Source organism: Synechococcus sp. H55.7 (assembly GCF_047462395.1).
GTDB lineage: Bacteria > Cyanobacteriota > Cyanobacteriia > Thermostichales > Thermostichaceae > Thermostichus.
Map to the genome: position 1 here is coordinate 15,172 of NZ_JANSJD010000023.1, position 20,630 is coordinate 35,801.

At 60.9% G+C, this 20,630-nt stretch carries 20 protein-coding genes; 12 read left to right on the forward strand and 8 right to left on the reverse strand.

Going from position 1 to position 20,630, the window contains the following annotated elements; genetic code table 11:
• Positions 1-52 precede the first annotated feature (52 nt).
• Together NW851_RS11100 and NW851_RS11105 are read left to right on the forward strand one after the other, a co-directional pair.
• A complete protein-coding gene (locus NW851_RS11100) occupies positions 53-2,098 on the forward strand; it encodes a PhoX family protein (protein ID WP_414333487.1) in 2,046 nt (681 codons plus the stop codon).
• A 328-nt stretch (positions 2,099-2,426) separates the two neighbouring features.
• Positions 2,427-2,570, forward strand: coding sequence for a hypothetical protein (locus NW851_RS11105; protein WP_414338529.1), 144 nt, complete (start codon positions 2,427-2,429; stop codon positions 2,568-2,570).
• A gap of 20 nt (positions 2,571-2,590) precedes the next feature.
• On the opposite strand, the gene NW851_RS11110 is transcribed toward NW851_RS11105, so the two are convergent.
• On the reverse strand, positions 2,591-2,872 hold the full coding sequence (locus NW851_RS11110) for a hypothetical protein (protein ID WP_414333483.1): 282 nt from the start codon (positions 2,870-2,872) through the stop codon (positions 2,591-2,593).
• 236 nt (positions 2,873-3,108) lie between these two features.
• On the opposite strand from NW851_RS11110, the gene NW851_RS11115 reads away from it, so the two are divergent.
• Together NW851_RS11115 and NW851_RS11120 are read left to right on the forward strand one after the other, a co-directional pair.
• On the forward strand, positions 3,109-3,912 hold the full coding sequence (locus tag NW851_RS11115; protein WP_414338532.1) for a prohibitin family protein: 804 nt from the start codon (positions 3,109-3,111) through the stop codon (positions 3,910-3,912).
• A 106-nt stretch (positions 3,913-4,018) separates the two neighbouring features.
• Complete coding sequence (locus tag NW851_RS11120) at positions 4,019-4,957, forward strand: prohibitin family protein (protein ID WP_414333480.1); 939 nt, start codon at positions 4,019-4,021, stop codon at positions 4,955-4,957.
• Here NW851_RS11120 and NW851_RS11125 read toward each other — a convergent pair whose 3' ends face one another.
• Complete coding sequence (locus NW851_RS11125) at positions 4,958-5,659, reverse strand: ComF family protein (RefSeq protein WP_414338537.1); 702 nt, start codon at positions 5,657-5,659, stop codon at positions 4,958-4,960.
• Positions 5,660-5,820: 161 nt separating this feature from the next.
• On the opposite strand from NW851_RS11125, the gene rpsL reads away from it, so the two are divergent.
• The 6 genes from rpsL (at position 5,821) to dapB (ending at position 11,636) form a co-directional block, all read left to right on the forward strand.
• Positions 5,821-6,228 (forward strand): 30S ribosomal protein S12, encoded by a 408-nt coding sequence (rpsL, locus tag NW851_RS11130; RefSeq protein ID WP_414333476.1) that lies wholly within the window; start codon positions 5,821-5,823, stop codon positions 6,226-6,228.
• Between the two features lie 61 nt (positions 6,229-6,289).
• Positions 6,290-6,760 (forward strand): 30S ribosomal protein S7, encoded by a 471-nt coding sequence (gene rpsG, locus NW851_RS11135; protein WP_414333474.1) that lies wholly within the window; start codon positions 6,290-6,292, stop codon positions 6,758-6,760.
• A gap of 153 nt (positions 6,761-6,913) precedes the next feature.
• The gene (gene fusA, locus NW851_RS11140) at positions 6,914-9,037 is read left to right on the forward strand and encodes an elongation factor G (protein WP_414338541.1); all 2,124 of its coding nucleotides are present in this window, start codon (positions 6,914-6,916) and stop codon (positions 9,035-9,037) included.
• A gap of 31 nt (positions 9,038-9,068) precedes the next feature.
• Positions 9,069-10,298: an elongation factor Tu gene (gene tuf, locus NW851_RS11145; RefSeq protein WP_414333470.1), complete on the forward strand. Its 1,230-nt coding sequence runs from the start codon at positions 9,069-9,071 to the stop codon at positions 10,296-10,298.
• A gap of 92 nt (positions 10,299-10,390) precedes the next feature.
• Positions 10,391-10,708 (forward strand): 30S ribosomal protein S10, encoded by a 318-nt coding sequence (gene rpsJ, locus NW851_RS11150; protein ID WP_414328725.1) that lies wholly within the window; start codon positions 10,391-10,393, stop codon positions 10,706-10,708.
• A 91-nt stretch (positions 10,709-10,799) separates the two neighbouring features.
• The gene (gene dapB / locus NW851_RS11155) at positions 10,800-11,636 is read left to right on the forward strand and encodes a 4-hydroxy-tetrahydrodipicolinate reductase (protein WP_414333497.1); all 837 of its coding nucleotides are present in this window, start codon (positions 10,800-10,802) and stop codon (positions 11,634-11,636) included.
• On the opposite strand, the gene NW851_RS11160 is transcribed toward dapB, so the two are convergent.
• From NW851_RS11160 to tatC, 6 genes are all read right to left on the reverse strand, one after another.
• Positions 11,633-12,550, reverse strand: coding sequence for a methylenetetrahydrofolate reductase (locus tag NW851_RS11160; protein ID WP_414338544.1), 918 nt, complete (start codon positions 12,548-12,550; stop codon positions 11,633-11,635). The genes dapB and NW851_RS11160 overlap by 4 nt on opposite strands.
• A gap of 77 nt (positions 12,551-12,627) precedes the next feature.
• Positions 12,628-14,064 (reverse strand): hypothetical protein, encoded by a 1,437-nt coding sequence (locus NW851_RS11165; RefSeq protein ID WP_414338546.1) that lies wholly within the window; start codon positions 14,062-14,064, stop codon positions 12,628-12,630.
• A gap of 251 nt (positions 14,065-14,315) precedes the next feature.
• The gene (locus NW851_RS11170; protein ID WP_414338548.1) at positions 14,316-15,170 is read right to left on the reverse strand and encodes a DUF2993 domain-containing protein; all 855 of its coding nucleotides are present in this window, start codon (positions 15,168-15,170) and stop codon (positions 14,316-14,318) included.
• A gap of 108 nt (positions 15,171-15,278) precedes the next feature.
• On the reverse strand, positions 15,279-16,619 hold the full coding sequence (locus NW851_RS11175; RefSeq protein WP_414338551.1) for an NAD(P)/FAD-dependent oxidoreductase: 1,341 nt from the start codon (positions 16,617-16,619) through the stop codon (positions 15,279-15,281).
• Positions 16,620-16,640: 21 nt separating this feature from the next.
• Positions 16,641-17,252 carry a nucleotidyltransferase family protein gene (locus NW851_RS11180; RefSeq protein ID WP_414333461.1) on the reverse strand — a complete coding sequence of 204 codons (612 nt, stop codon included), beginning with the start codon at positions 17,250-17,252 and terminating at the stop codon, positions 16,641-16,643.
• Positions 17,242-18,024, reverse strand: coding sequence for a twin-arginine translocase subunit TatC (tatC, locus tag NW851_RS11185; RefSeq protein ID WP_414333459.1), 783 nt, complete (start codon positions 18,022-18,024; stop codon positions 17,242-17,244). Before tatC ends, NW851_RS11180 begins: the two co-directional genes overlap by 11 nt.
• Positions 18,025-18,281: 257 nt before the next feature.
• Here tatC and secD point away from each other — a divergent pair, with 257 nt between their 5' ends.
• Both secD and secF read left to right on the forward strand, forming a co-directional pair.
• The gene (secD, locus tag NW851_RS11190; RefSeq protein WP_414333457.1) at positions 18,282-19,628 is read left to right on the forward strand and encodes a protein translocase subunit SecD; all 1,347 of its coding nucleotides are present in this window, start codon (positions 18,282-18,284) and stop codon (positions 19,626-19,628) included.
• A complete protein-coding gene (secF, locus tag NW851_RS11195; RefSeq protein WP_414333455.1) occupies positions 19,625-20,620 on the forward strand; it encodes a protein translocase subunit SecF in 996 nt (331 codons plus the stop codon). The genes secD and secF overlap by 4 nt, the downstream gene beginning before the upstream one ends.
• Positions 20,621-20,630 lie beyond the last annotated feature (10 nt).

Here is a 20,630-nt window from a genome sequence, read left to right on the forward strand (position 1 = left end):
AAGAACGCAGGGAATAAAAGATCGACAAGACAAGAGAAGGGGAGAACTCAACATGAATAATCCACAGGATTCTAGGCTTCGCCATGGGGACGAGCCTCTGTGCAATCATTCGCCCAACCCCACCTTTAGCAGCATCCTGGAAACTCGCCTGCAGCGGCGCCAAGTGTTGCAGGGGGGAGTTGCCGCGGCAGTGGCCACCTTTTTTGGCCTACCGGCGCTAAACAACGCTAGTAAATCGGCCAAAGCGGCCAGTGGTAGTGCCTTGCTGGGTTTCAAGGCGATCCCCGTGAGCGCAGAGGACAAAGTGGTGGTACCGGAAGGCTACACGGCTCGACCGCTGCTGGCCTGGGGTACCCCTATCACCGGCACCTACCCTGAGTTCAAGCTGGAGAACACCGGCGCCGAGCAGGGGATGCAGGTGGGCAGCCACCACGACGGCATGCACTTCTTCCCCATTGAGGGCAAGGATCCCTGGCAGGGCAGTTCCACCGAGGGCTTGTTGGTGTTCAACCACGAGTATGTGGAGCCGCGCTTTATGCATGCTGCCGCCAAGGGTCAAAAGCTTAACGACGAGAGCTACCCAGTCAACCCCGACGGCAGCCGCGATCCCGATCAAGTGCTGAAAGAGCTAAACGCCCACGGGGTGAGCATTGTCCACATCAAGCGGGAGGCGGACGGTAACTGGACTGTGGTGCGGGATCGCCTCAACCGCCGCATCACCGGCCTCACCCTCATGGAGATCCAGGGCCCGGTGCGGGGATCCGACTTCGTCAAGACCAAGTTCAGCCCCGATGGCACGATGACACGGGGCACCTTAAACAACTGCGCCCACGGGGTTACTCCCTGGAACACCTACCTCACCTGCGAGGAGAACTGGGCCGGCTACTTCACCAACACCAGCAAAGGGCCGGATCAAAAGCCCAACCTGCCCCGCGAGCACAAGCGCTACGGCGTGAGCACCGAGACCTCCCGCTACGGCTGGGAGCTGGCTAGCAACAAGGCCGACGAGTTCATCCGCTTCAACGCCACCCCCACCGCTGCAGATGCCACCCAGGACTACCGCAACGAGCCCAACACCTTTGGCTGGGTGGTGGAGATCGATCCCTTTGATCCCAGCAGCAAGCCCCAGAAGCGCACAGCTCTGGGCCGCTTTGCCCATGAGGGCGTGGTGTTCCAGCCGCCGGTGGAAGGGCAGCCGATTGTGCTCTACATGGGGGACGATGCCCGCTTTGAGTACATCTACAAGTACGTCTCTGCCGAGCCCTACCGCAAGGAGACGGCAGGCGGCCACCTGCTGGACAACGGCACCCTGTACGTGGCCAAGTTCAACGAAGACGGCACAGGGGAGTGGATCCCGCTGGTGTTTGGGCAAAACGGCTTCACCCCCGAGAATGGTTTCACCAGCCAGGCGGATGTATTGGTAAACACCCGCACCGCGGCAGACTTCGTCGGCGCCACCAAGATGGATCGGCCCGAGTGGGGAGCAGTGGATCCCAAGACCCGCATGGTCTACTTCACCCTAACCAACAACAGCAAGCGGGAACAAGACCAGGTGAACGCCGCCAACCCTCGTCCCAAAAACCAGTGGGGCCACATCATCCGCTGGAAGGAAGCCAATGGCCAGCCCCAAGCTACCCGCTTTGAGTGGGACATCTTCGTCCTGGCCGGCCCGCCAGGAGATAGCCGCACCTTATCCGGCCAAGCTCTCAGCTCAGACAACATCTTCAACTCTCCCGATGGGTTGTGGTTCGATGCCAGCCGTCGCCTCTGGATCCAAACGGATTGTAGCGAGAGCAACCTCAACAAGGGAGATTTTGCCCAGTTCGGCAACAACCAGATGCTGGCTGCCGATCCGGATACCGGCGAAATTCGCCGCTTCTTGACCGGGCCGATCGGACAGGAGATCACCGGCGTGGTCACCACTCCCGACCAGCGCACTCTGTTCATCAACGTGCAGCACCCTGGTGCCAGCACCAGCGAGGAAGACTTTGCCGCCGGCAAGATCATTTCTCGCTGGCCCAATTATGACAACAACATCTACCCCCGCTCGGCGGTGGTGGTGATTACCAAAAATGACGGTGGCATTATCGGTACTTAATCAATACTGATTCTGTTGCCAACTCCCCAGGAAATCGGGCGGCAGGGATCCCTTCTCTGCCGCTTTCTTGTAGTCAATTCAGATAGCATTCAAGTAACAATGAGACGCCAGCAAGTACAACAAATAGCTAAATGGCGCCGATTCCGATAGCGGGACGTATGGTCATTCAAATAGCCATGAAACTTTTCTCTACGTTGTTATTGCTTCGCAACGCTGTCGCGAACGCGCCGCTCTAACTCCCCTCTCCCTCAGGGAGAGGGGCCGGGGGTGAGGGTGACCTCAGGGAGAGGGGCCGGGGGTGGTCGCGTAAGCGGCGCGGAGCGCTTGGGTGACCTCAGGGAGAGGGGCCGGGGGTGAGGGTCAACTGAATTGGGCCAGCGACCAGGTGGAAATCCATATCCTCAAAGATGGAACCCGCATCGTCACCGGCTACGGCGGGCAGTTTCTCTTCGACGAGTCCGAACGAGGCTAGCGCGCCTCCCCAGGGATCCCCTATCCCCCCACCCGCAACGGCTCGCGGCGATAGGCGGGCAGTTGCCAGCACATCTCCAGCCAGTTTTTCAGCTCCTCCGGCTGGCCCATGAGGCTCATTTCCACCAGCAAAATGGCAGCTCGATCGCCAGCTCCTTTGGATCCCAGACGAATCAGGGCAGATAGACTTTCTTCCCGCCAGCAGACGGATACCCCCTGCCGGATCAAGGCCCGAGCCGCAACGGCAATGCAGGAGGGTGGCACCTGGATATCTCGCCGCTCGTAATCGATAGTAGGCAGCATGAACGGCAACCCAAATCTTTATTATGTTTTAATCTTCTTCCCTTTTTGCCGGCTTATCCTGGGTCTTTGCGAATTGTGAAGTGATCTTTTGTAAACTTTTTGATATCGAGTAACATCGTCTGGGGGTCTGAGAAAGAGGACGGGGATCCCTGCAGAAGGCTTAAAAGATAGCAGCCGTTTCTCAGCTCGACCTTCTCACAGCCGCGAGAATGGCTGCATTGGCAGGAGATGGAGAGATGCGAGCAGAAGGTTGGGAAAGCCGGGTGGGTCGCTGGTTGCCCAAAGCTACCCTTGTGGGAGTGGCGTTGATCCTGGTGGCGGCGGGCAGGCCGCTGCGCTTGGTGGGCAACGGCGAGAATATGGTGCTGTTTACCTGGGGTGGGGGAGTGAGCCCGACTGCTTTGCAGCCAGGGCTGCATTGGGTGCCGCCTTTTGTCTCGCGCACCGTTACCTTCGACGTAAAAACTCAGGCTCTGACCTGGAAGGACAACGACCCGACTGCCTATGCGCCGCGGCTGGTGGCCCTCTCTCAGGATGGGCAGCAGATTGCGGCTGAAGCGACGCTGCAATTTCGTATTCTCGATGCCCCCAAGGTCTACACCCAACTGGGGGAGAACTACTTGGATCGCATTGCCCCCATCGTCCGGTCGGTCATCTTGAATGAGACCAGCGGCTTTTCCGCCCAAGCTCTCTATTCCACCGAACGCCCTCTGCTTCAAGGACAAATTCGCGAACGGGTGGCCCTTTTGCTGAAGGAATACGGCATCGAGGTTTTGGACTTTCTGCTGCGGGATGTGGATTTCGATCCCGATTTTGTAGCCGCTATTGAAGCAAAAACTATTGCCGAAAACCAACTGGCGCAAAAACAATTTGAGATCGAGCAGGCGCGCCAAGATGCCCGCAGCATCATTGCTCAAGCCGAGGCAGAAGCCGGCCAATTGCGAGCCAAGGCCCAGGCCCTCACCCAGAATCCCAAGTACCTAGAGGTGGTGAAAGCCTCCGTCCTGGGATCCCGGCTGGAAACTTTGATAACCAAATAGAAAACCTAATAGAAAAAGGACTCCGTCCCGCTGACGCGAACAGTTTTCGGGCCTGGCCCCATCTGCTCCAGCTCTTCCCTCAGACCTCAAAACGGGATCAGCCACTATGTATTCAACAGAAGAAGCACACCAGAGTAAAGTTGGTTGGCTAACTTTGGGCGGGATTGCCCTCTTGGCAGCTTTGGGGATGCTCCGCGCCTGCCTGTATGTCACTTTGCCCGGCCATGCCACTGTGGTGTTTAATACCTTTTCTGGGTTGCAAAAGGGGCGGGTAGAATTGCCGGGAGTGATGTTCCGGATCCCGGGGATCGAGACGCCAATCACCTACAGCGTGCTCACCCGCGTTTGGGAGTTTACCAACAACCCCAACTCGGCCAATGCCATCAGCAATGCCATCACGGTAAACACTGCTGACGGGCAGGCTTTTGCCGTCGATGTGGCCATTGCCCTCAGGCCCAACCTTGCCACTTTGGACGAGCTGCACGCCACCATCGGCGAGAACTATCTTGTGACAGTGGTGGTGCCGGTAGTGCGCTCCAAGATCCGCGATATCTCTGCTTCTTTCGATTCCGAAGATTTTTACCGCAAAAGCCAGCGCACAGCCATCGAGCAGCGGGCCCTGGACTTGATCCGCCAAGAGATGCCCACCGTCAACCGCGATGGCCAAGCCCTGCCCCTGATCCAGGTAGAGGGCCTCTTTCTGGGCAACCCCGATTTTCCACAAGCCCTGCGAGATTCCATTGAACGCAAACAGGTGGCCTCGATTACGGCACAAACAGCAGCAGTGCGGGCGCAAATTCAACAAAAAGAAACCGAGCGGCTGTTGATCCTAGCGGCAGCCAACCAGCGGGCCATCGAGCTAAAGGGACAGGCGGCAGCGGAAAACGCGCAACTGGCGGATCTGCTGTTTTACGAAAAGCTGCAGGAGCGCATCCAAAACCCGGCGGACTCACTGCCACCTCTGCGCATCATTCGCGTCGAGGGGGATGCCACCGTGTTCCTCAACGTGGATCCCCGACAGGCAGCCGCGCAACAGGCCCAATAGTCAGGCCTGGCCACGCCGTCGGAGCTCCTGGGGCAGGGTGGGGTGGTGGGCAGCCGGCTGCGCTTTGGCCACAACAATCACCCCGGCCACCGGGATCCCAGCGGCAACCAAGACCTGCTGCGCTGCTTGGACGGTGGAGCCGGTGGTGTAGATGTCATCCACCAACAGAACTGGCGTGGCGGGAGCGTACTGGAGGGCAAAGGCGCCTGCCAGATTTTGCTGGCGTTGCAGCGGGTTGAGCTCATATTGGGCCGCCGTGGCCCGCACCCGCACCAAAGCTTCAGGTAAATGTCTTAGACCCGTCCGCTCACAAAAGGCTTGGCTGATCAGGGCCGCCTGATTGTAGCCCCGTTGCCGCAGGCGCTCCACATGCAGAGGGATGGGGACTACCGTATAGTCCGAGCCGTAGGCCCTACGAGAGCCTGAAGAAGGTTGCCGGCTTTCGAGCCAGCGGGATCCCAGCCATTCCCCCAAAACCGTGCCTATGCGCCGCTGTCCTTCATATTTCAGGCAATAGAGAGCCCTGCGCAGCGCTCCCCGGTGGATCCCCCAAGCATAAAGCGGCCAAGGCGAAGTGGTAACTGGCCAAGAGTCGAGCCGCTCCGCCTGCAATCGCTGCTGACAGTCTCGACAAAACACAGCCTTGGCCGGGCGCTGGCAGAGCGGACAGGGAAGCGCAATCCACCAATCCAGCCAGCCCATCGCCTGTTGCCCCTCTCCCCACCTCCTGCCGATGGCTCCAGTCTAGTCAAAAGACTCAAGTCACAGCCCCGGCAGCAGATCCCTAAGTTGACGCTGGGATCCCGCCTTGCTAGGATTCAATACTGCCGGATAACTTGAGTTGTAGCCTTCTTTGCCAGCCCATGCCCACCATCCAGCAACTGATCCGCGAGGAGCGCAGCGTCGCCGTCCGCAAAACCAAGTCCCCTGCCCTGAAGGGTTGTCCACAGCGGCGGGGGGTTTGCACCCGAGTGTACACGACAACACCTAAAAAGCCCAACTCGGCGCTGCGAAAAGTAGCTCGCGTTCGCCTCACTTCTGGCTTTGAGGTCACAGCTTACATTCCCGGCATCGGCCACAACCTGCAAGAGCACTCGGTGGTCATGATTCGCGGAGGACGAGTCAAAGACCTGCCCGGCGTGCGCTATCACATTATCCGCGGCACACTCGATGCTGCAGGGGTAAAAGACCGTAAGCAAGGCCGCTCCAAATACGGGGCCAAACGGCCCAAGCCCGGCCAAGCCCCAGCCGCCGCCGGTAAGAAAAAATAGCCTTTGGCATCTCGCTTGTCCTCCTTTCCCAACCCTTTCTGCAACAGGTAACCCACCTCTTATGTCTCGCCGCAACCGTGCGCCTCGCCGTGATGTGCCACCGGATCCCAAATACGGGAGCCGCTTGGTCACCATGCTGATCCGCAAATTGATGCAGAGGGGCAAGGCCTCCCTGGCTGCCAGGATCCTTTACGAGGCTCTGGACATTGTGCGGGAGCGCACCGGTCAAGAGCCACTGCCTCTGTTGGAAAATGCTGTCCGCAACGCCACCCCCCTGGTGGAGGTCAAGGCGCGTCGGGTGGGCGGGGCTACCTATCAAGTCCCGGTGGAGGTGAGGGGAGAACGAGGAACTTCCCTGGCGCTGCGCTGGTTGGTCACCTTTTCCCGCGCCCGTCCCGGCCGCACCATGGCCGCCAAGCTGGCCAATGAGATCATGGATGCGGCCAACGAAACCGGCAGCACCATTCGGCGGCGGGAGGAAGTGCATCGCATGGCCGAGGCCAACAAGGCCTTTGCCCACTACCGCTACTGAATCCGTTTGGCAGGGCGGTGGGTAGTCCCTGGGATCCCTGCTCTGTCCACCCAGAGTTCGGGCAAGTGGAGCAAAATCGGCAAAAAAGATTAGAATTGTAAAGGATTTTTTAGGTTGCCCAAATCGCAGGGCGACGAGGATTGGGAGGTTGACGTGGCACGCACAGTTCCCCTGGAACGAGTCCGAAACATTGGCATCGCGGCTCATATCGATGCCGGCAAGACCACGACCACAGAGCGGATCCTTTTCTATTCCGGTCTGGTACACAAAATTGGCGAAGTCCACGACGGAACTGCGGTAACCGATTGGATGGCTCAGGAGCGGGAGCGGGGCATCACCATCACGGCTGCGGCCATCACCACCCGTTGGACCAAGCGGGATCCCGAAAACCCCTCCCAACCTCTCGCTGGCGCACCGGAGTACACCATCAACATCATCGACACGCCTGGGCACGTGGATTTCACCATCGAGGTTGAGCGCTCCATGCGGGTGCTGGATGGGGTAATCGCCGTCTTTGACTCGGTGGGCGGCGTGCAACCTCAGTCTGAGACCGTCTGGCGGCAAGCCAATCGTTACAACGTGCCCCGCATTGCCTTTGTCAACAAAATGGATCGCATGGGGGCCAATTTCCTCAAGGTTTACAACCAGATCCGGGAGCGCCTCAAGGCCAACGCTGTGCCCATCCAACTGCCCATTGGAGCTGAAGACGGGTTCCGCGGCATCGTCGATCTGGTGCGCATGCAGGCCCGTATCTACATGGATGAGATCGGCAAGGACATTCGTCCCGCCCCCATTCCGGAGGAGATGAAAGATCTCGTGGCGGAATACCGGGCCAAGCTGGTGGAGGCGGTGGCCGAGACCGACGAAGCCCTGATGGAGAAATACTTTGCCGAGGAAGACCTGAGCGAAGCCGACCTGATGGCTGGTCTGCGCAAAGGCACCATCAGCGGCCAAATTGTGCCGATGCTGTGCGGCTCTGCCTTCAAGAACAAGGGTGTGCAGATGCTGCTGGACGCGGTGGTGGATTACCTCCCTTCTCCCATCGACATTCCCGCCATCAAGGGGGTGCTGCCGGATGGCTCGGAGGTGGCGCGCAAGGCCAGCGACGATGAGCCTTTCTCGGCGCTGGCCTTCAAGTTGATGAGCGATAAGTACGGGGATCTGACCTTCATTCGCGTCTATTCGGGAGTGTTGACCAAAGGCACCTATGTGCTCAACTCCACCAAAAACAAAAAAGAGCGCATCTCCCGCCTGGTGGTGTTGAAAGCAGATGAACGTTTGGACGTGGATGAGCTGCGGGCAGGCGATCTGGGGGCTGTGGTGGGCCTGAAGGACACCACCACCGGAGACACCCTCTGCGACGAAAATGCTCCCGTGATCTTGGAGTCTCTGTTTATCCCAGAGCCAGTGATCTCAGTGGCTGTAGAACCCAAAACCAAGGCCGACATCGATAAGCTCTCCAAGGCCCTCCAGGCCTTGGCCAAAGAGGATCCCACCTTCCGCGTCTCGGTGGATCCCGAGACCAATCAAACCATCATCTCCGGCATGGGCGAGCTGCACCTGGAGATCCTGGTGGATCGGATGCTGCGGGAGTTCAACGTAGAGGCCAATGTCGGCAACCCGCAGGTGGCCTACCGCGAAACCATTCGCAAGCCGGTCAGCCGGGTCGAAGGCAAGTTTGTTCGCCAGAGTGGTGGCCGGGGTCAGTATGGCCATGTGGTTATCGACCTGGAGCCTGCAGAGCCGGGTACAGGCTTTGAGTTTGTCTCCAAAATCGTGGGTGGCGTTGTGCCCAAAGAATATGTCGGGCCGGCTGAGCAAGGGATCCGGGAAGCCTGCGAATCCGGCGTGCTGGCAGGCTATCCCCTGATCGACATCCGCGCCACCCTGGTGGATGGCTCCTACCATGAGGTGGACTCCAGCGAAATGGCCTTTAAGATCGCCGGTTCGATGGCTCTGAAGGAGGCAGCTCGCAGAGCGAGCCCTGTCCTTCTGGAGCCGATGATGAAGGTCGAGGTGGAAGTTCCTGAAGCCTTTGTGGGGGACGTCATCGGGGACATCAACGCCCGCCGCGGCCAGATGGAGGGGATGAATACGGAAGGCGGCATCACCAAGGTCAATGCCAAAGTTCCATTGGCAGAGATGTTTGGCTACGCCACCGATATCCGCTCCAAAACCCAGGGTCGAGGCACCTTCACGATGGAGTTCAGCCACTACGAGGAAGTTCCTCGCAGTATCGCCGAAGCCATCATTGCCAAAAACAAAGGAAATGAGTAGCTGACTGAAACCAAAAAGGAAGTGACGATTCATGGCACGCGCTAAGTTTGAACGTACCAAACCCCATGTCAACGTTGGCACCATCGGCCATGTTGACCACGGCAAGACCACTTTGACGGCTGCCATCACCACCACCTTGGCTGCTTTGGGTCAGGCCACAGCCAAACGGTATGACGAGATCGACGCAGCGCCGGAAGAAAAAGCCCGCGGTATCACCATCAACACCGCCCACGTGGAGTACCAGACGGAGAAGCGTCACTACGCCCACGTGGACTGCCCCGGCCACGCTGACTACGTGAAAAACATGATCACGGGTGCAGCCCAGATGGATGGAGCCATCTTGGTGGTGTCTGCGGCTGATGGCCCCATGCCCCAAACGCGGGAGCACATCCTGTTGGCCCGTCAGGTGGGGGTGCCCAGCTTGGTGGTCTTCCTCAACAAGGTGGACATGGTGGACGATCCAGAGCTGCTGGAGCTGGTGGAGCTGGAAGTGCGGGAGCTTCTCTCCAAATACGACTTCCCCGGCGATGACATCCCCATCATCAGGGGATCCGCCCTCAAGGCTTTGGAAAGGATGCAGGCCAACCCCAAAACTCAGCGCGGCGAAGATCCCTGGGTGGATAAGATCTACGAGCTGATGGATGCGGTAGACTCTTACATTCCCACGCCGGAGCGGGATGTGGACAAGCCCTTCCTGATGGCCGTAGAAGACGTTTTCTCGATCACCGGTCGGGGCACGGTGGCCACAGGCCGGATCGAGCGGGGCCGCATCAAGGTGGGCGAAACGGTGGAACTGGTGGGGCTGCGGGAAACTCGCTCCACCACCGTTACTGGTCTAGAGATGTTCCAGAAGACCCTTGATGAAGGGATCGCTGGCGACAACGTCGGTGTGCTGCTGCGCGGCATTCAGAAGAACGAGGTGGAGCGCGGCATGGTGCTGGCCAAGCCCAAGAGCATTACCCCGCACACCAACTTCGAGTCTGAGGTGTATGTCCTCAAGAAAGAGGAAGGAGGTCGCCACACGCCGTTCTTTGCCGGCTATCGTCCCCAGTTCTATGTACGCACCACCGATGTAACCGGTACCATCTCCTCCTTTACGGCTGACGATGGCTCGCAGCCGGAGATGGTGATGCCCGGCGACCGGGTCAGGATGACGGTGGAGCTGATCCAGCCCATCGCCATCGAGCAGGGGATGCGCTTTGCCATTCGCGAGGGTGGTCGTACCGTCGGGGCGGGTGTTGTCTCCAAGATCCTGAAGTAAGTTGTCTTTTCCCGGCAGGGATTGAGCGCTGGTTGCCCCAGATCAACTCGATCCCTGTCGGTTTTTTGTTGTACCGTTCTCTTTCTCCGGCCATGCCTACCCTGACCCAACAGAAAATCCGCATTCGCCTGAAAGCCTACGATCATCGGCTGCTGGATACTTCTTGCGACAAAATCGTGGACACGGCCCGTCGTACCGATGCTGTGCCCGTGGGCCCCATCCCTCTGCCTACCCGGCGCCGCATCTACTGTGTGTTGCGTTCTCCGCACACCGACAAGGATTCGCGGGAACATTTTGAAACCCGCACCCACCGCCGCATTATCGACATCTATTCCCCCTCTTCCAAAACCATCGATGCTTTGATGAAGCTGGATCTGCCGGCGGGGGTGGATATTGAGGTGAAGTTGTGATGGCTCTCCGGGGATCCCGGTCTTCGCAGTTGTAGAGCGTGGATGAGGGTGGCAAGGGGTGACGGCAGCGGTTGATCCGGTCGATCAGGGGTTGGCAACTCCAGAAGCCAACCCATCCCCCATCCCGGTCTTGGTGGTGGGGGCACTGGGCAAGATGGGGCGGGAGGTGGTGAGAGCTGTTGCCCAGACGCCCGACATGACCCTGGCGGGGGCGGTAGCCCGCTCGCAACTGGGCTTGGACATCGGCGAGGTGCTGGGCCTGGGATCCCTGGGGGTGGAGATTACCGATGACCTAGCGGGGCAGTTGCTGAGGTTGTCGCAGCGGAGCAGCCGCGGTGTGATGGTGGATTTCACCCATCCGCAGGCGGTGTTTGAACATGTCCGCTCGGCCATTGCCTTTGGGGTGCGCCCGGTGGTGGGGACAACGGGCCTGACGCCGGAGCAGGTGGAGCGGCTGCGGGATCTGGCGGATAAGTCGGGGGTGGGCTGTTTGATCGCGCCCAACTTTGCCATCGGCATGATTTTGTTGCAGCAGATGGCACTGCAGGCGGCGCAATATTTTGACCATGTTGAGATCGTCGAGCTGCACCACAACCGCAAAGCGGATGCCCCCAGCGGCACGGCCCTGCAGACGGCCCAACGGCTGGGTCAACTGGGCAAAGCCTTCAACCCGCCCGAAGTGGAAGAAAAAGAGCTGCTCCCCGGCTCGCGGGGCGGGATCCCCGGCCCCAACATTCCCATCCACAGCGTGCGCCTGCCGGGGCTAGTCGCCCACCAGGAGGTGATCTTCGGCGGCATGGGGCAAACCCTTACCTTAAGGCACGACACCACGGATCGGGTGGCTTTTATGCCGGGGGTGATCCTGGGGATCCGCAAGGTGCTGCAGCTCAAGGGATTGGTCTACGGGCTGGAGCAGGTGTTGAGCTAGCCAGCCAGAGGGGGGATCCCGGCCTCGTCCAGGATACGCGGGATGAGATGTTCGGCTTTGACGGCCATCAGGTGCACGCCGTGGCAGATCTGACGGGCCTGGCGCACCTGTTCGGCGGCGATGCGGATCCCTTCTTCTAGGGGATGGGGAGCGTTGGCCAGCCGTTGGATGATGGCGTCCGGGATCCGTACCCCCGGCAGGTTGCAGTTGATGAATTGGGCATTTTTGGCGGATTTGAGCAGGAAGATGCCGGCCAGGATGGGCTTGCCGGCGGGGCGACCCAGCTTGTCCATAAAGCGCTCCAGTTGCTCGAAGTCGGTCACCATCTGGCTTTGGAAAAACTGGGCCCCGTTTTCCAGCTTGCGCTGGAAGCGCCGCTCCAGGCCGGAAAAGCTGCCGGATTGGGGTTCTACCGCTGCTCCCGGAAACAGACAGGTGCCGCCGTCGGGGAGGGGCTTGCCGTTGCAGTCGAGGCCATTGTTCAGCCGCTGGATAAGCCGCAGCAGGCGCACCGATTCCAGGTCGAACACAGCGCGGGCGTCGGGGCAATCGCCGATGTGGATGGGATCCCCGGTGAGGGCCAACACGTTGCGCAGGCCGAGCGCCGAGGCCCCCAACAGATCCCCCTGCAGAGCCACGCGGTTGCGATCCCGACAGGCCAACTGCAGGATGGGTTCAACGCCCACCTGATGCAACAGCAGCGAGGCGGCCAGGGGGCTCATGCGGGCCATGGCGCGGTTGGAGTCGGTGATGTTGATGGCATGCACCCGACCTTTGAGCTGCTGGGCCAGAGACAGCAGGGTGCTGGTGTCGGATCCCTTGGGGGGTGTGATCTCGGCGGTGAGCAGGAACTCCCCCTCCTGGATGGCCTGGGCAAAGCGAGACAAGGGGGGTGATGAGGGGGTCAAGGCCACAATTGCGGAAGAAAAGGTAAAACGGCTGGCCTATTATCGACTTTTCCGGGCGATTTTTCCAGACAGGTTGCCCTCTTTTAGGGCTTGGGCGAGGGAAGGGGGCTGGGCGGGGGTTGCACCTGCATTTCCCCCAGCCATATCTTGGCATCCCCCTGTTGCAGATGCTGCTGCCAGTCCTGGGCTGCTGCAGGCGGGATCCCATCCGCGCCCAGGGCCCAGCTCCAGCCAATTACCTGGGGCCAGCGTTGGTCTTCTAGACCTGCCAGCAGAGGTTGAGCGGCTTCTGAGCCCAAGGCCGGCCCGCGGAGCAGCACAGGCACTTCCGGGTTGAGAGCCACAAGGCGGCGGTACATCGGTTCAAAGGTGGCGGGATCCCCCGGTAGGCTCAGCCAATCCATCTCAGAGAACCCAGCCCAGGCGGACACGGCTGCGGCATCTTCTCCCTCCAGCTCCACAACCCAGAGCAAGTTGGCCTCGGAGCGCAGGGTTTGCATCAGGTGTCGGTAGGCCCGTCGTTGCAATTCGGGATCCCCGTCTCCCACAACGACGGCCAGGATGATGGGAGTGGCAAAGCGCTGGATGGCGCGGGCCCAAGAGCGCAAAGTCTCGTCCTGTTCCCCACTGGCCAAGGCGGAAAGCTGAGCCGGATCCAGCCGCAGGCGCAGGTAGGGAACAGAGCCGCTCTCCCGCAGGTGACTGGCCAACGACTGCGGAAAGTCCTGGCGGGGATCCCACAGGTGTTCTACGGCTGCCCAGGCAGGGGGCTGGCCGATGGCCTGGCGATAGGACAAGAGCTGCTCCCAAGTTGGCATGCCCGACCAGGCGACCCCGTGATACAGCCGGCCCGTGGGGGGCGGCAGCGGCCTGCCCCGTTGAAAGGGAGCAGAATCGGGCGGAATCGGGGAGGTTAGAAGCCAATCCAGCCGCAAGGCAGCAGTGGTGTTGGCAGCCGGCAGCGGGAAGGGGAAGATCCAACTGCGCTCCTGGAACCAGCCGCGGCTGATCTGCTGAGGGTGGAAGTCCTGGGGAGGCGGCAGCGGCTCCAGCGCGTCTTCTCCCCAGAAAGCCCGTTGGATCGCCAGGCGCACCCCCTCGCCGGGGTGAATCAGAGGCGTGGTAGTATCCAGGTGCAAGCTGCCGCTGAGGCGGGTGGACGTCTCGTGGGGCTCAACGCGGAAGGAGAAGGTGAGCTGGTCAGGCCGATAGGTGCCCAAGGCGCGGGAGGAGGGGGTGGGGGGTGGGGATCCCGGTTGCCATGGAATACCCTCGCAGTCGGTGCAGGGAAGGAGAGCCTGCGGATGGAGCGCAACGGGAGCCTCGCGGGCAGATTGCAACTGCTCAGACGTGATGACAAAGCTGGCCCAAAGGTGCTTCAGACGGGGATCCCGACCGGGTGGAATATCGGAGAAAGTTCGCCCTGGGGGTGTAGCCGTGCGGGTGCCGGCAGCCGTGCCGTCCAGAGGCAGCGTAGAAACTGGATCGCCGGCACAGCTCCCCAAAAAAACGACCGACAAGATCAGCGGCAGCGCCCAGCAGATTAAGGGCTTGAGTGTGCAGTTGGATGGCTGCCTCCGGGATCCCTGGATCATGGCTTCACCTCAATACACCACTCCTACGTGAGGCCCGCAAAGGGTTTTCCCGCTAACCGCTAGCAGGATCTTGCCGCAAAGGCCCGCTCTCCAGGTCTGATCCCGATCACATCCTTGGTCGCAGCAGAGCCCGCCCGCACCGTCTGAAGGCGGGCCAAAGCGGGGAACGCCGGCCCCTACCCCTGCGGCACCGCCGCCGCTTCCGGGTAGATGACCAACATGCCCTCGTAGAGGATTTGGCTGGGCTGCAACTCCAGGCGGTCGATGCGCACGCCCGGATCCAACTGAATGGGGAAATCCGCCAGGCCGGGGATGGGGATCTCTTGGCCTTCGTTCACCCACAGAGGGTTGACCAGCCGCAACTGGTTGGGGCCCTGGGCTTCTAGGCCGGTTAGCACCGTAACCGGCACCTCCACCCCCTCGGGAGTCACCAATTGGGCCTGGATGCGCAGCCGATTTTGCTCCAAGGTGACCTGGGGCTGGCGGATCAAGAAGGGCACCGCTTGACCTCCAAAGGGCAGTTGCACCTGTGCCTGGGCCAGTTGAGACTGGATGAGGGGAGACTGAAGGGTGCGGTTAAGATCGTCTTCGGTGAGGCGCAAGCTCACCTGCACCGGCACAGGGGCCAACAGCCGCAGCGGGCTGCGTCCTTGGATGGCTTCGCCCACGTTGAGGCGAATATCCTGGCCCTGCAGCCGCAGGTGGCTGACCTGAAAGCCTTGATAGCTGAGGTTATCCCCCGACACCTGGGCCTGAGGGATCTGCCCGTTCAAGATTTGCGCGTCAGAGCCGGCGATCTGCACCTGCAGGTTGTCCACCTGCTGCACCTCGGAGCGGATCCAGGCGGCCACCAAAGGGCTGAGCAGGGATCCGGCAATCTGGGCAAATCCGGGCCAAGGCCAAAACATGGTGGGCAAGCCAAGCAGCAGTGCCAATCCCAGCCGCTGCCCTACTGGCGAGAGCCGTTGGCGACAGCGGGCTGCAAGAGAAGAGGGATCTGGAGCAGGCCGACGGCAAGACGGGAACAGCACGGGGTACCTCAGGAGCGACGACAAGCGATATTTTTCTGCCCAAACTACGACTAGGCTAAGGCAGGACTGCTCCACCGAACAGAGGGATCCCCCGCACACTTGGCGGAGCTAACCATCCGTCAACTGCCACCAGAGATACCCCAGCCGCAGGTAGTGAAGCCGCAGCCAGGGCAAAGGGAAAACGCGAGGCGGCTGGCGAAACAGAGCGCTGATGGGGGGCCGGCTGCCGGCGATCTCCTGGGCCAGCATTTTGCCCGCCCACACTGCTGTGGCCACGCCGCTGCCATGGTAGGCCAGGCCATACCACAAGCTGGGATCCGTCGGCGAAGGGCCAATATGGGGGTGAAGCTGCCGCGAAAGGCAGACCAGGCCGTTCCAAGCGTACTCGATCTCCACCCCCTCCCAGGTGGGAAAGAGGCGGTAGAGCTGCCGAGTCATCCAAGCCTGCAGGCGCTGTCGTTCTGCCGGAGTATTGCGGGTGCCGCCGCGCCCCCCAAACAGCAGGCGCCCGTCCGGCAGAAGACGGTAATAGAACAGCAGCCGCCGCGTGTCGTAAACCGGGGTCGGATCCCACCACCCCTGCGCTTTTTGCTCCGCAGGCGTCAGAGGGCGGGTGACCAGGATGTTGGACAGCACCGGCAACAGGGATCCCGCCAGTTGGGGGTACAAGGTCTCTGGGGTGTAGCCGTTGGTGGCGATGACCAGGTGCCGGGCCCGCACCGTTCCCCCTGGCGTGTGGCAAAGGTGCTGGGATCCCACCTTTTCCCAGGCGATGACCGGGCTGGCGCTGTGCAGTTGCGCTCCCCACCTGTGGGCCGCTTGGGCCAGCCCTTGGGTGAGCTTAAGGGGGTTGAGGCCAAACCCCACCCCGATGTGGAGAGCACCATAGTTCTCTTGGCTGTCAAAGCCCCGTTCCCGCAGCTCTTTGGGGCTGAGGAGCTGGGCCGGGTAGCCTGCCACCTGAGTACAGATCTGGTATTCGGCCTCCAATTCCGGCCAAGCCTGTGGACGATGGGCCACCGCGTAGCAGCCTTGTCCCTGCACTTCCAGCGAGAAGCCCTCGACGGCGGCCAGCTCCTGCACCGTCTCCACCGCCTGCCATTGATCCCGGTAGTAGCGCTCCGTCTCCGCCAGGCCCACCCGCCGCACCATCTGGGCATGGGTGAGATGGCTCGCCCCCACCCCGCAAAAGCCGCCGTTGCGCCCTGAGGCCCCCCACCCCAGGGATCCCGCTTCCAACAGGCAGGTGGAAATGCCGTGGTCGCGGGCCAGGTGCAGAGCCGTCGATAGGCCCGTCAATCCGCCCCCCACAATGACCACCTCGGCGCCCACCTGCCCCAGCAAAGGAGCCGGATGCCGCCAACCGGCATTCTCTATCGTGCTGTCCCAGTAGCTGCCGACCGGACAAGCAGGATCGTAGGTGCTGGCAGGATAAAGGGCTTTTCTCATGCGAACAAGAAAGAGAATATCCTACTGGGCAACGCTGTCGCGACCGCCAGCGGCAGCTTCCACGTCGGCAGGAGTGTTGCACTCCAAGAAGATCTCGGGGGTATAGAGCTCCACCTCCTGTACCCGTTTACCCAGATCCTGCAACAACCGGCGCAGGCCCAGGGTTTCCTCTCGGAGACACAGCAACTCTTCCCGCAAGCGCCCGTCGATCAGGGCCGGGTGTCCTCGTCGTCCTCGATGCACCGGCACCGTCGCCCAAGCGCGATGGCGCAGATGGTACTCCAGCAAGCTGTGGTAGATCCAGGCCGGACGGGGCTGATCCACCCCCGAAATGGCCAACACGCGAAAATCGGCAGGGATCCCTTCCACCCCCACCCGAATAGAGTGGGTCTTGCCCAGCTCAGGAGCCGGATTGATCAGCACCTCTGCCCCCGCCAAGTGAACTTGGGCCGCCGCCAGATGCTGGGATCCCAGCACCACCCAAGGTTGAAACCCTGCCTGTCGCCACTGAAAAATCTGGTAAGAAAGCAGGGTTTGCCCATCTTTCCAGGGCACCAGGGCTTTCGGTTCTCCCATCCGCGTGGAAAACCCAGCCGCCAGGATCAGCGCATGCAGCTTCAGGTCATTTGCCAAGGATCTTCACCAGCAGAATGCCAAACAAGTATAGAAACGTCACCGCCCCGGCCAAGAGGCTCTGGGTGAGGGGATCCGTGGAAGGGGTGAGAATGGCCCCTGCCACCACCGAGCCCAGAACCACGTAACGCCAGCCCTTGAGCATTTGCTCAGCACTCACCAGCCCCAACCCCCCCAGCAGCGCCTGCAAAATCGGCACCTGAAAGGCCAAGCCGGTGCTGAACAACAGCAGCAGCACAAACTCAAAGTAGCGGTCGATGGACCAGGCCTGATCCACCACCCCTTCGCCATAGCGAATGAAAAAGTTAAGTGCCGCCGGAATGAGGAGATAGTAAGCAAAGACCAAGCCAGCCACAAAGAGAAGGCTCGATCCCAGCACCACCGGCCCCAGCAGCTTGCGCTCCTTCACGCTCAGCCCCGGCAAGACGAAGCGGGCAATTTGGTAGAGCAAAAAGGGCGTGGCCAACAGCAACCCCGAATAGGCCGCCACCTTCATGGAGACGAAGAAATACTCCCCCGGCGCCAGTTGCAAAAAGGTCACCCCCCGCGCCGGCACCTCCAGCAGGGCGACAATGCGGTTCACCACCAGAAAGCAAGCAATGATGCAGATCGCCACCGCGATCACGCTGGCCAACAGGCGGCTGCGCAGCTCCTCCAAGTGCTCCATCAAGGTCATCTCGACCTCGTAGGGAAACTCCGGATCCGGCACCCGCTCAGAGTCAGGGGTTACCGTGGCTTGGGGCGAGGGCTCGGTCTCAGAGACAAGGGTCATGGGCCAAGGCGTAACGAAACATTCCCCGCTATCTTAGCTCTGCCCCGTCCTCGGGGAAAAGCGCCTGCCGAGAGCTCGGTCAAGGCCTGTAGAGATGGGTTGAACTGCCAGGACAGACATGATGAGCTCCTCCCCGGCTCAGGGGCTGGGGAACATCCCTCTCCAGCCGGGGATCCCGTGTGCGATAGGATCAAAAAGTGCCGAAATCCTGAGGGCCTCGGATCGAGTGCGCCCGTATTCCTCACTTTTTCAGCAGTATGGCCAGATCTCCAGCTTTGTGGCTCAGTCGCCTCGCTTTTCTGCGAGGGCTGATCTTTATCTTGGCAGTGGTGGCTGCCCTCGTCTATCTGGGCTTTAGCCGCGAAGTTCGCCTCGGCCTTGACCTCAAAGGAGGGACGCAGCTCACCCTGCAGGCTTTGCCTACGGAAGAGGTACCCGAGATCACCTCTGAGGTGATGCAGGGGGTGGAGGCGGTGATCCAGCAGCGGATCAACGGCCTGGGGGTGGCCGAGCCTCTGGTGCAGATCAGCGGCCAAGACCGCCTGTTCGTGCAACTGCCGGGGGTGGCGGATCCGGATCGGGCTGTTGCTCTTTTGGGCGATACGGCCCAGTTGGAGTTTCGCAAGGGCTTGGTGCCGGTCAGCGCCCTGCCCCGCAACGAGCGGGGGGAGATAACGGCGGGGGAGGATCCCGACGCCCTGTTTGAACGGGTCGGCCTGACAGGGGATCTGCTGCGCAACGCCTATCCCCAAGCCCCTCGTCGCGGATCCCAGAGCTGGGAAGTGCTGTTGGAGTTCAAGCCAGAAGGGGCAGAAAAGTTTACTCAGCTCACCCGAGAGTTGGCCGGAACAGGGCGTCCGCTTGGCATTTTTCTCGACGACGTGCTGATCAGCGCCCCCATCGTGGGGCCGGAGTTTGCCCGCACCGGCATTACCGGCGGAACAGCGGTGATCACGGGCAATTTCACGGTGGAAACCGCCACCGATCTAGCGGTGAAGCTCAAGGCGGGAGCGCTGCCGGTTCCCATTCGCGTCATTGAAAACCGCACCGTCGGGGCCACGTTGGGGGAAGAGAGCGTGCGCCGCAGCCTCTATGCCGGCATTGGCGGCCTGGTGCTGGTTTTTGTCTTTATGGTGGCCTACTACCGCCTGCCGGGGCTCATTGCCGACCTCGCTCTTCTCATCTACGCCCTCTGTACGTTTGCTCTGTTCCAACTGCTGGGGGTGACCATGACCCTGCCAGGGATCGCCGGCTTTATCCTCAGCATCGGCATGGCGGTGGATGCCAACGTGCTGATCTTCGAGCGCATCAAGGAGGAGCTGCGGGCGGGCAAGTCCATCTATAAGTCCATCTCGGAAGGGTTTAATCGCGCCTTCAGCAGCATCCTCGACAGCAACGTCACCACCCTTTTGGTCTGTGGCGTACTTTTCTGGCTGGGGATGGGGCTGGTGAAAGGCTTTGCCGTCACCTTGGCCATTGGCATTCTGGTAAGCTTTTTCACGGCCATCACCTGCACCCGCACCCTGCTGCTGGCGGCAATGGGGATCCCTGCCCTGCGCAAACCTGAGTTTTACGGCGTTCGCATGGAGGCGGCTCAATCATGACGGCGCAAGAGTTATCCCCCCCCGATCCGGCGGTGGGATCCCGGCGGTTGCTTGACTACCGCTTCGACATCGTCGGGCGCAGCAAGCTTTGGTTTACCCTTTCCCTGGCGGTGTTGCTGGTGGGGCTGGTCAGCATGGCCTTTTCTCTGGCCTCTCTAGGGACACCGCTGCGGCTGGGGCTGGATTTTGCCGGCGGCACCTTGCTGGATCTGCGTTTTGAGCGGCCTGTCACCACCGAAGAGCTGCGGCGGGCGCTGCAGGAACACAACCTGGGCAGCAGCATCATCCAACTGGACACCCAGACCAGTCAGGAAGCCTTGATCCGCATGCCCCCTTTGACTGAGCAGGAGCGCCTAGCGGTAGAGGAGACGCTGCGGCAACAGGTAGGCCCTTTTGAGCGCAACCTAGTGGAGACGGTAGGCCCGACGGTGGGGCGCTTGCTCTTGCGTTCCGGCCTCGTGGCTGTGCTCATCTCTTTTGGGCTCATTGTGGTGTATCTGGCCCTGCGCTTCCAGTGGGATTACGCGGTGTTTGCCATTGTGGCCTTGCTGCACGATGTGGTGCTGACAACAGGTCTGTTTGCCCTTTTGGGCCTAACGGTGGGCATGGAGGTGGACAGCCTGTTTGTGGTGGCGCTGCTAACCATCATTGGTTTTTCCGTCAACGACACGGTGGTTATCTACGACCGCATCCGGGAAAATCTGCGTCTGGTCAGCCGCAAGGTCAGCTTTGCCGAGGTGGTGAACCTATCTCTAAACCAGACTTTTGCCCGCTCTTTGAATACCACCCTGACAACGATGCTGCCCCTGGTGGCCATTGCCATTTTTGGGGGAGCCACCCTGAAGGGGTTTGCCATCGCTCTGCTCATTGGCTTTAGCTTGGGGGTCTATTCCAGCATCTTCATCGCCAGCCCTCTGCTGGTGTGGTGGCGGCAGCGGCGCTATGGCGGAAAAGGGGATCCCGAGGCGCTGCCTTCCGGCGCAGAGGGGTAGGGCGGCGGCA

Excerpts from the sequence above, each read along its gene's own strand:
- NW851_RS11100 (WP_414333487.1), top strand. The coding sequence starts at position 53 with ATGAATAATCCACAGGATTCTAGGCTTCGCCATGGGGACGAGCCTCTG.
- NW851_RS11110 (WP_414333483.1), bottom strand. The coding sequence starts at position 2,872 with ATGCTGCCTACTATCGATTACGAGCGGCGAGATATCCAGGTGCCACCC.
- NW851_RS11115 (WP_414338532.1), top strand. The coding sequence starts at position 3,109 with ATGCGAGCAGAAGGTTGGGAAAGCCGGGTGGGTCGCTGGTTGCCCAAA.
- NW851_RS11120 (WP_414333480.1), top strand. The coding sequence starts at position 4,019 with ATGTATTCAACAGAAGAAGCACACCAGAGTAAAGTTGGTTGGCTAACT.
- NW851_RS11125 (WP_414338537.1), bottom strand. The coding sequence starts at position 5,659 with ATGGGCTGGCTGGATTGGTGGATTGCGCTTCCCTGTCCGCTCTGCCAG.
- rpsL (WP_414333476.1), top strand. The coding sequence starts at position 5,821 with ATGCCCACCATCCAGCAACTGATCCGCGAGGAGCGCAGCGTCGCCGTC.
- rpsG (WP_414333474.1), top strand. The coding sequence starts at position 6,290 with ATGTCTCGCCGCAACCGTGCGCCTCGCCGTGATGTGCCACCGGATCCC.
- tuf (WP_414333470.1), top strand. The coding sequence starts at position 9,069 with ATGGCACGCGCTAAGTTTGAACGTACCAAACCCCATGTCAACGTTGGC.
- rpsJ (WP_414328725.1), top strand. The coding sequence starts at position 10,391 with ATGCCTACCCTGACCCAACAGAAAATCCGCATTCGCCTGAAAGCCTAC.
- NW851_RS11175 (WP_414338551.1), bottom strand. The coding sequence starts at position 16,619 with ATGAGAAAAGCCCTTTATCCTGCCAGCACCTACGATCCTGCTTGTCCG.
- tatC (WP_414333459.1), bottom strand. The coding sequence starts at position 18,024 with ATGACCCTTGTCTCTGAGACCGAGCCCTCGCCCCAAGCCACGGTAACC.
- secD (WP_414333457.1), top strand. The coding sequence starts at position 18,282 with ATGGCCAGATCTCCAGCTTTGTGGCTCAGTCGCCTCGCTTTTCTGCGA.
- secF (WP_414333455.1), top strand. The coding sequence starts at position 19,625 with ATGACGGCGCAAGAGTTATCCCCCCCCGATCCGGCGGTGGGATCCCGG.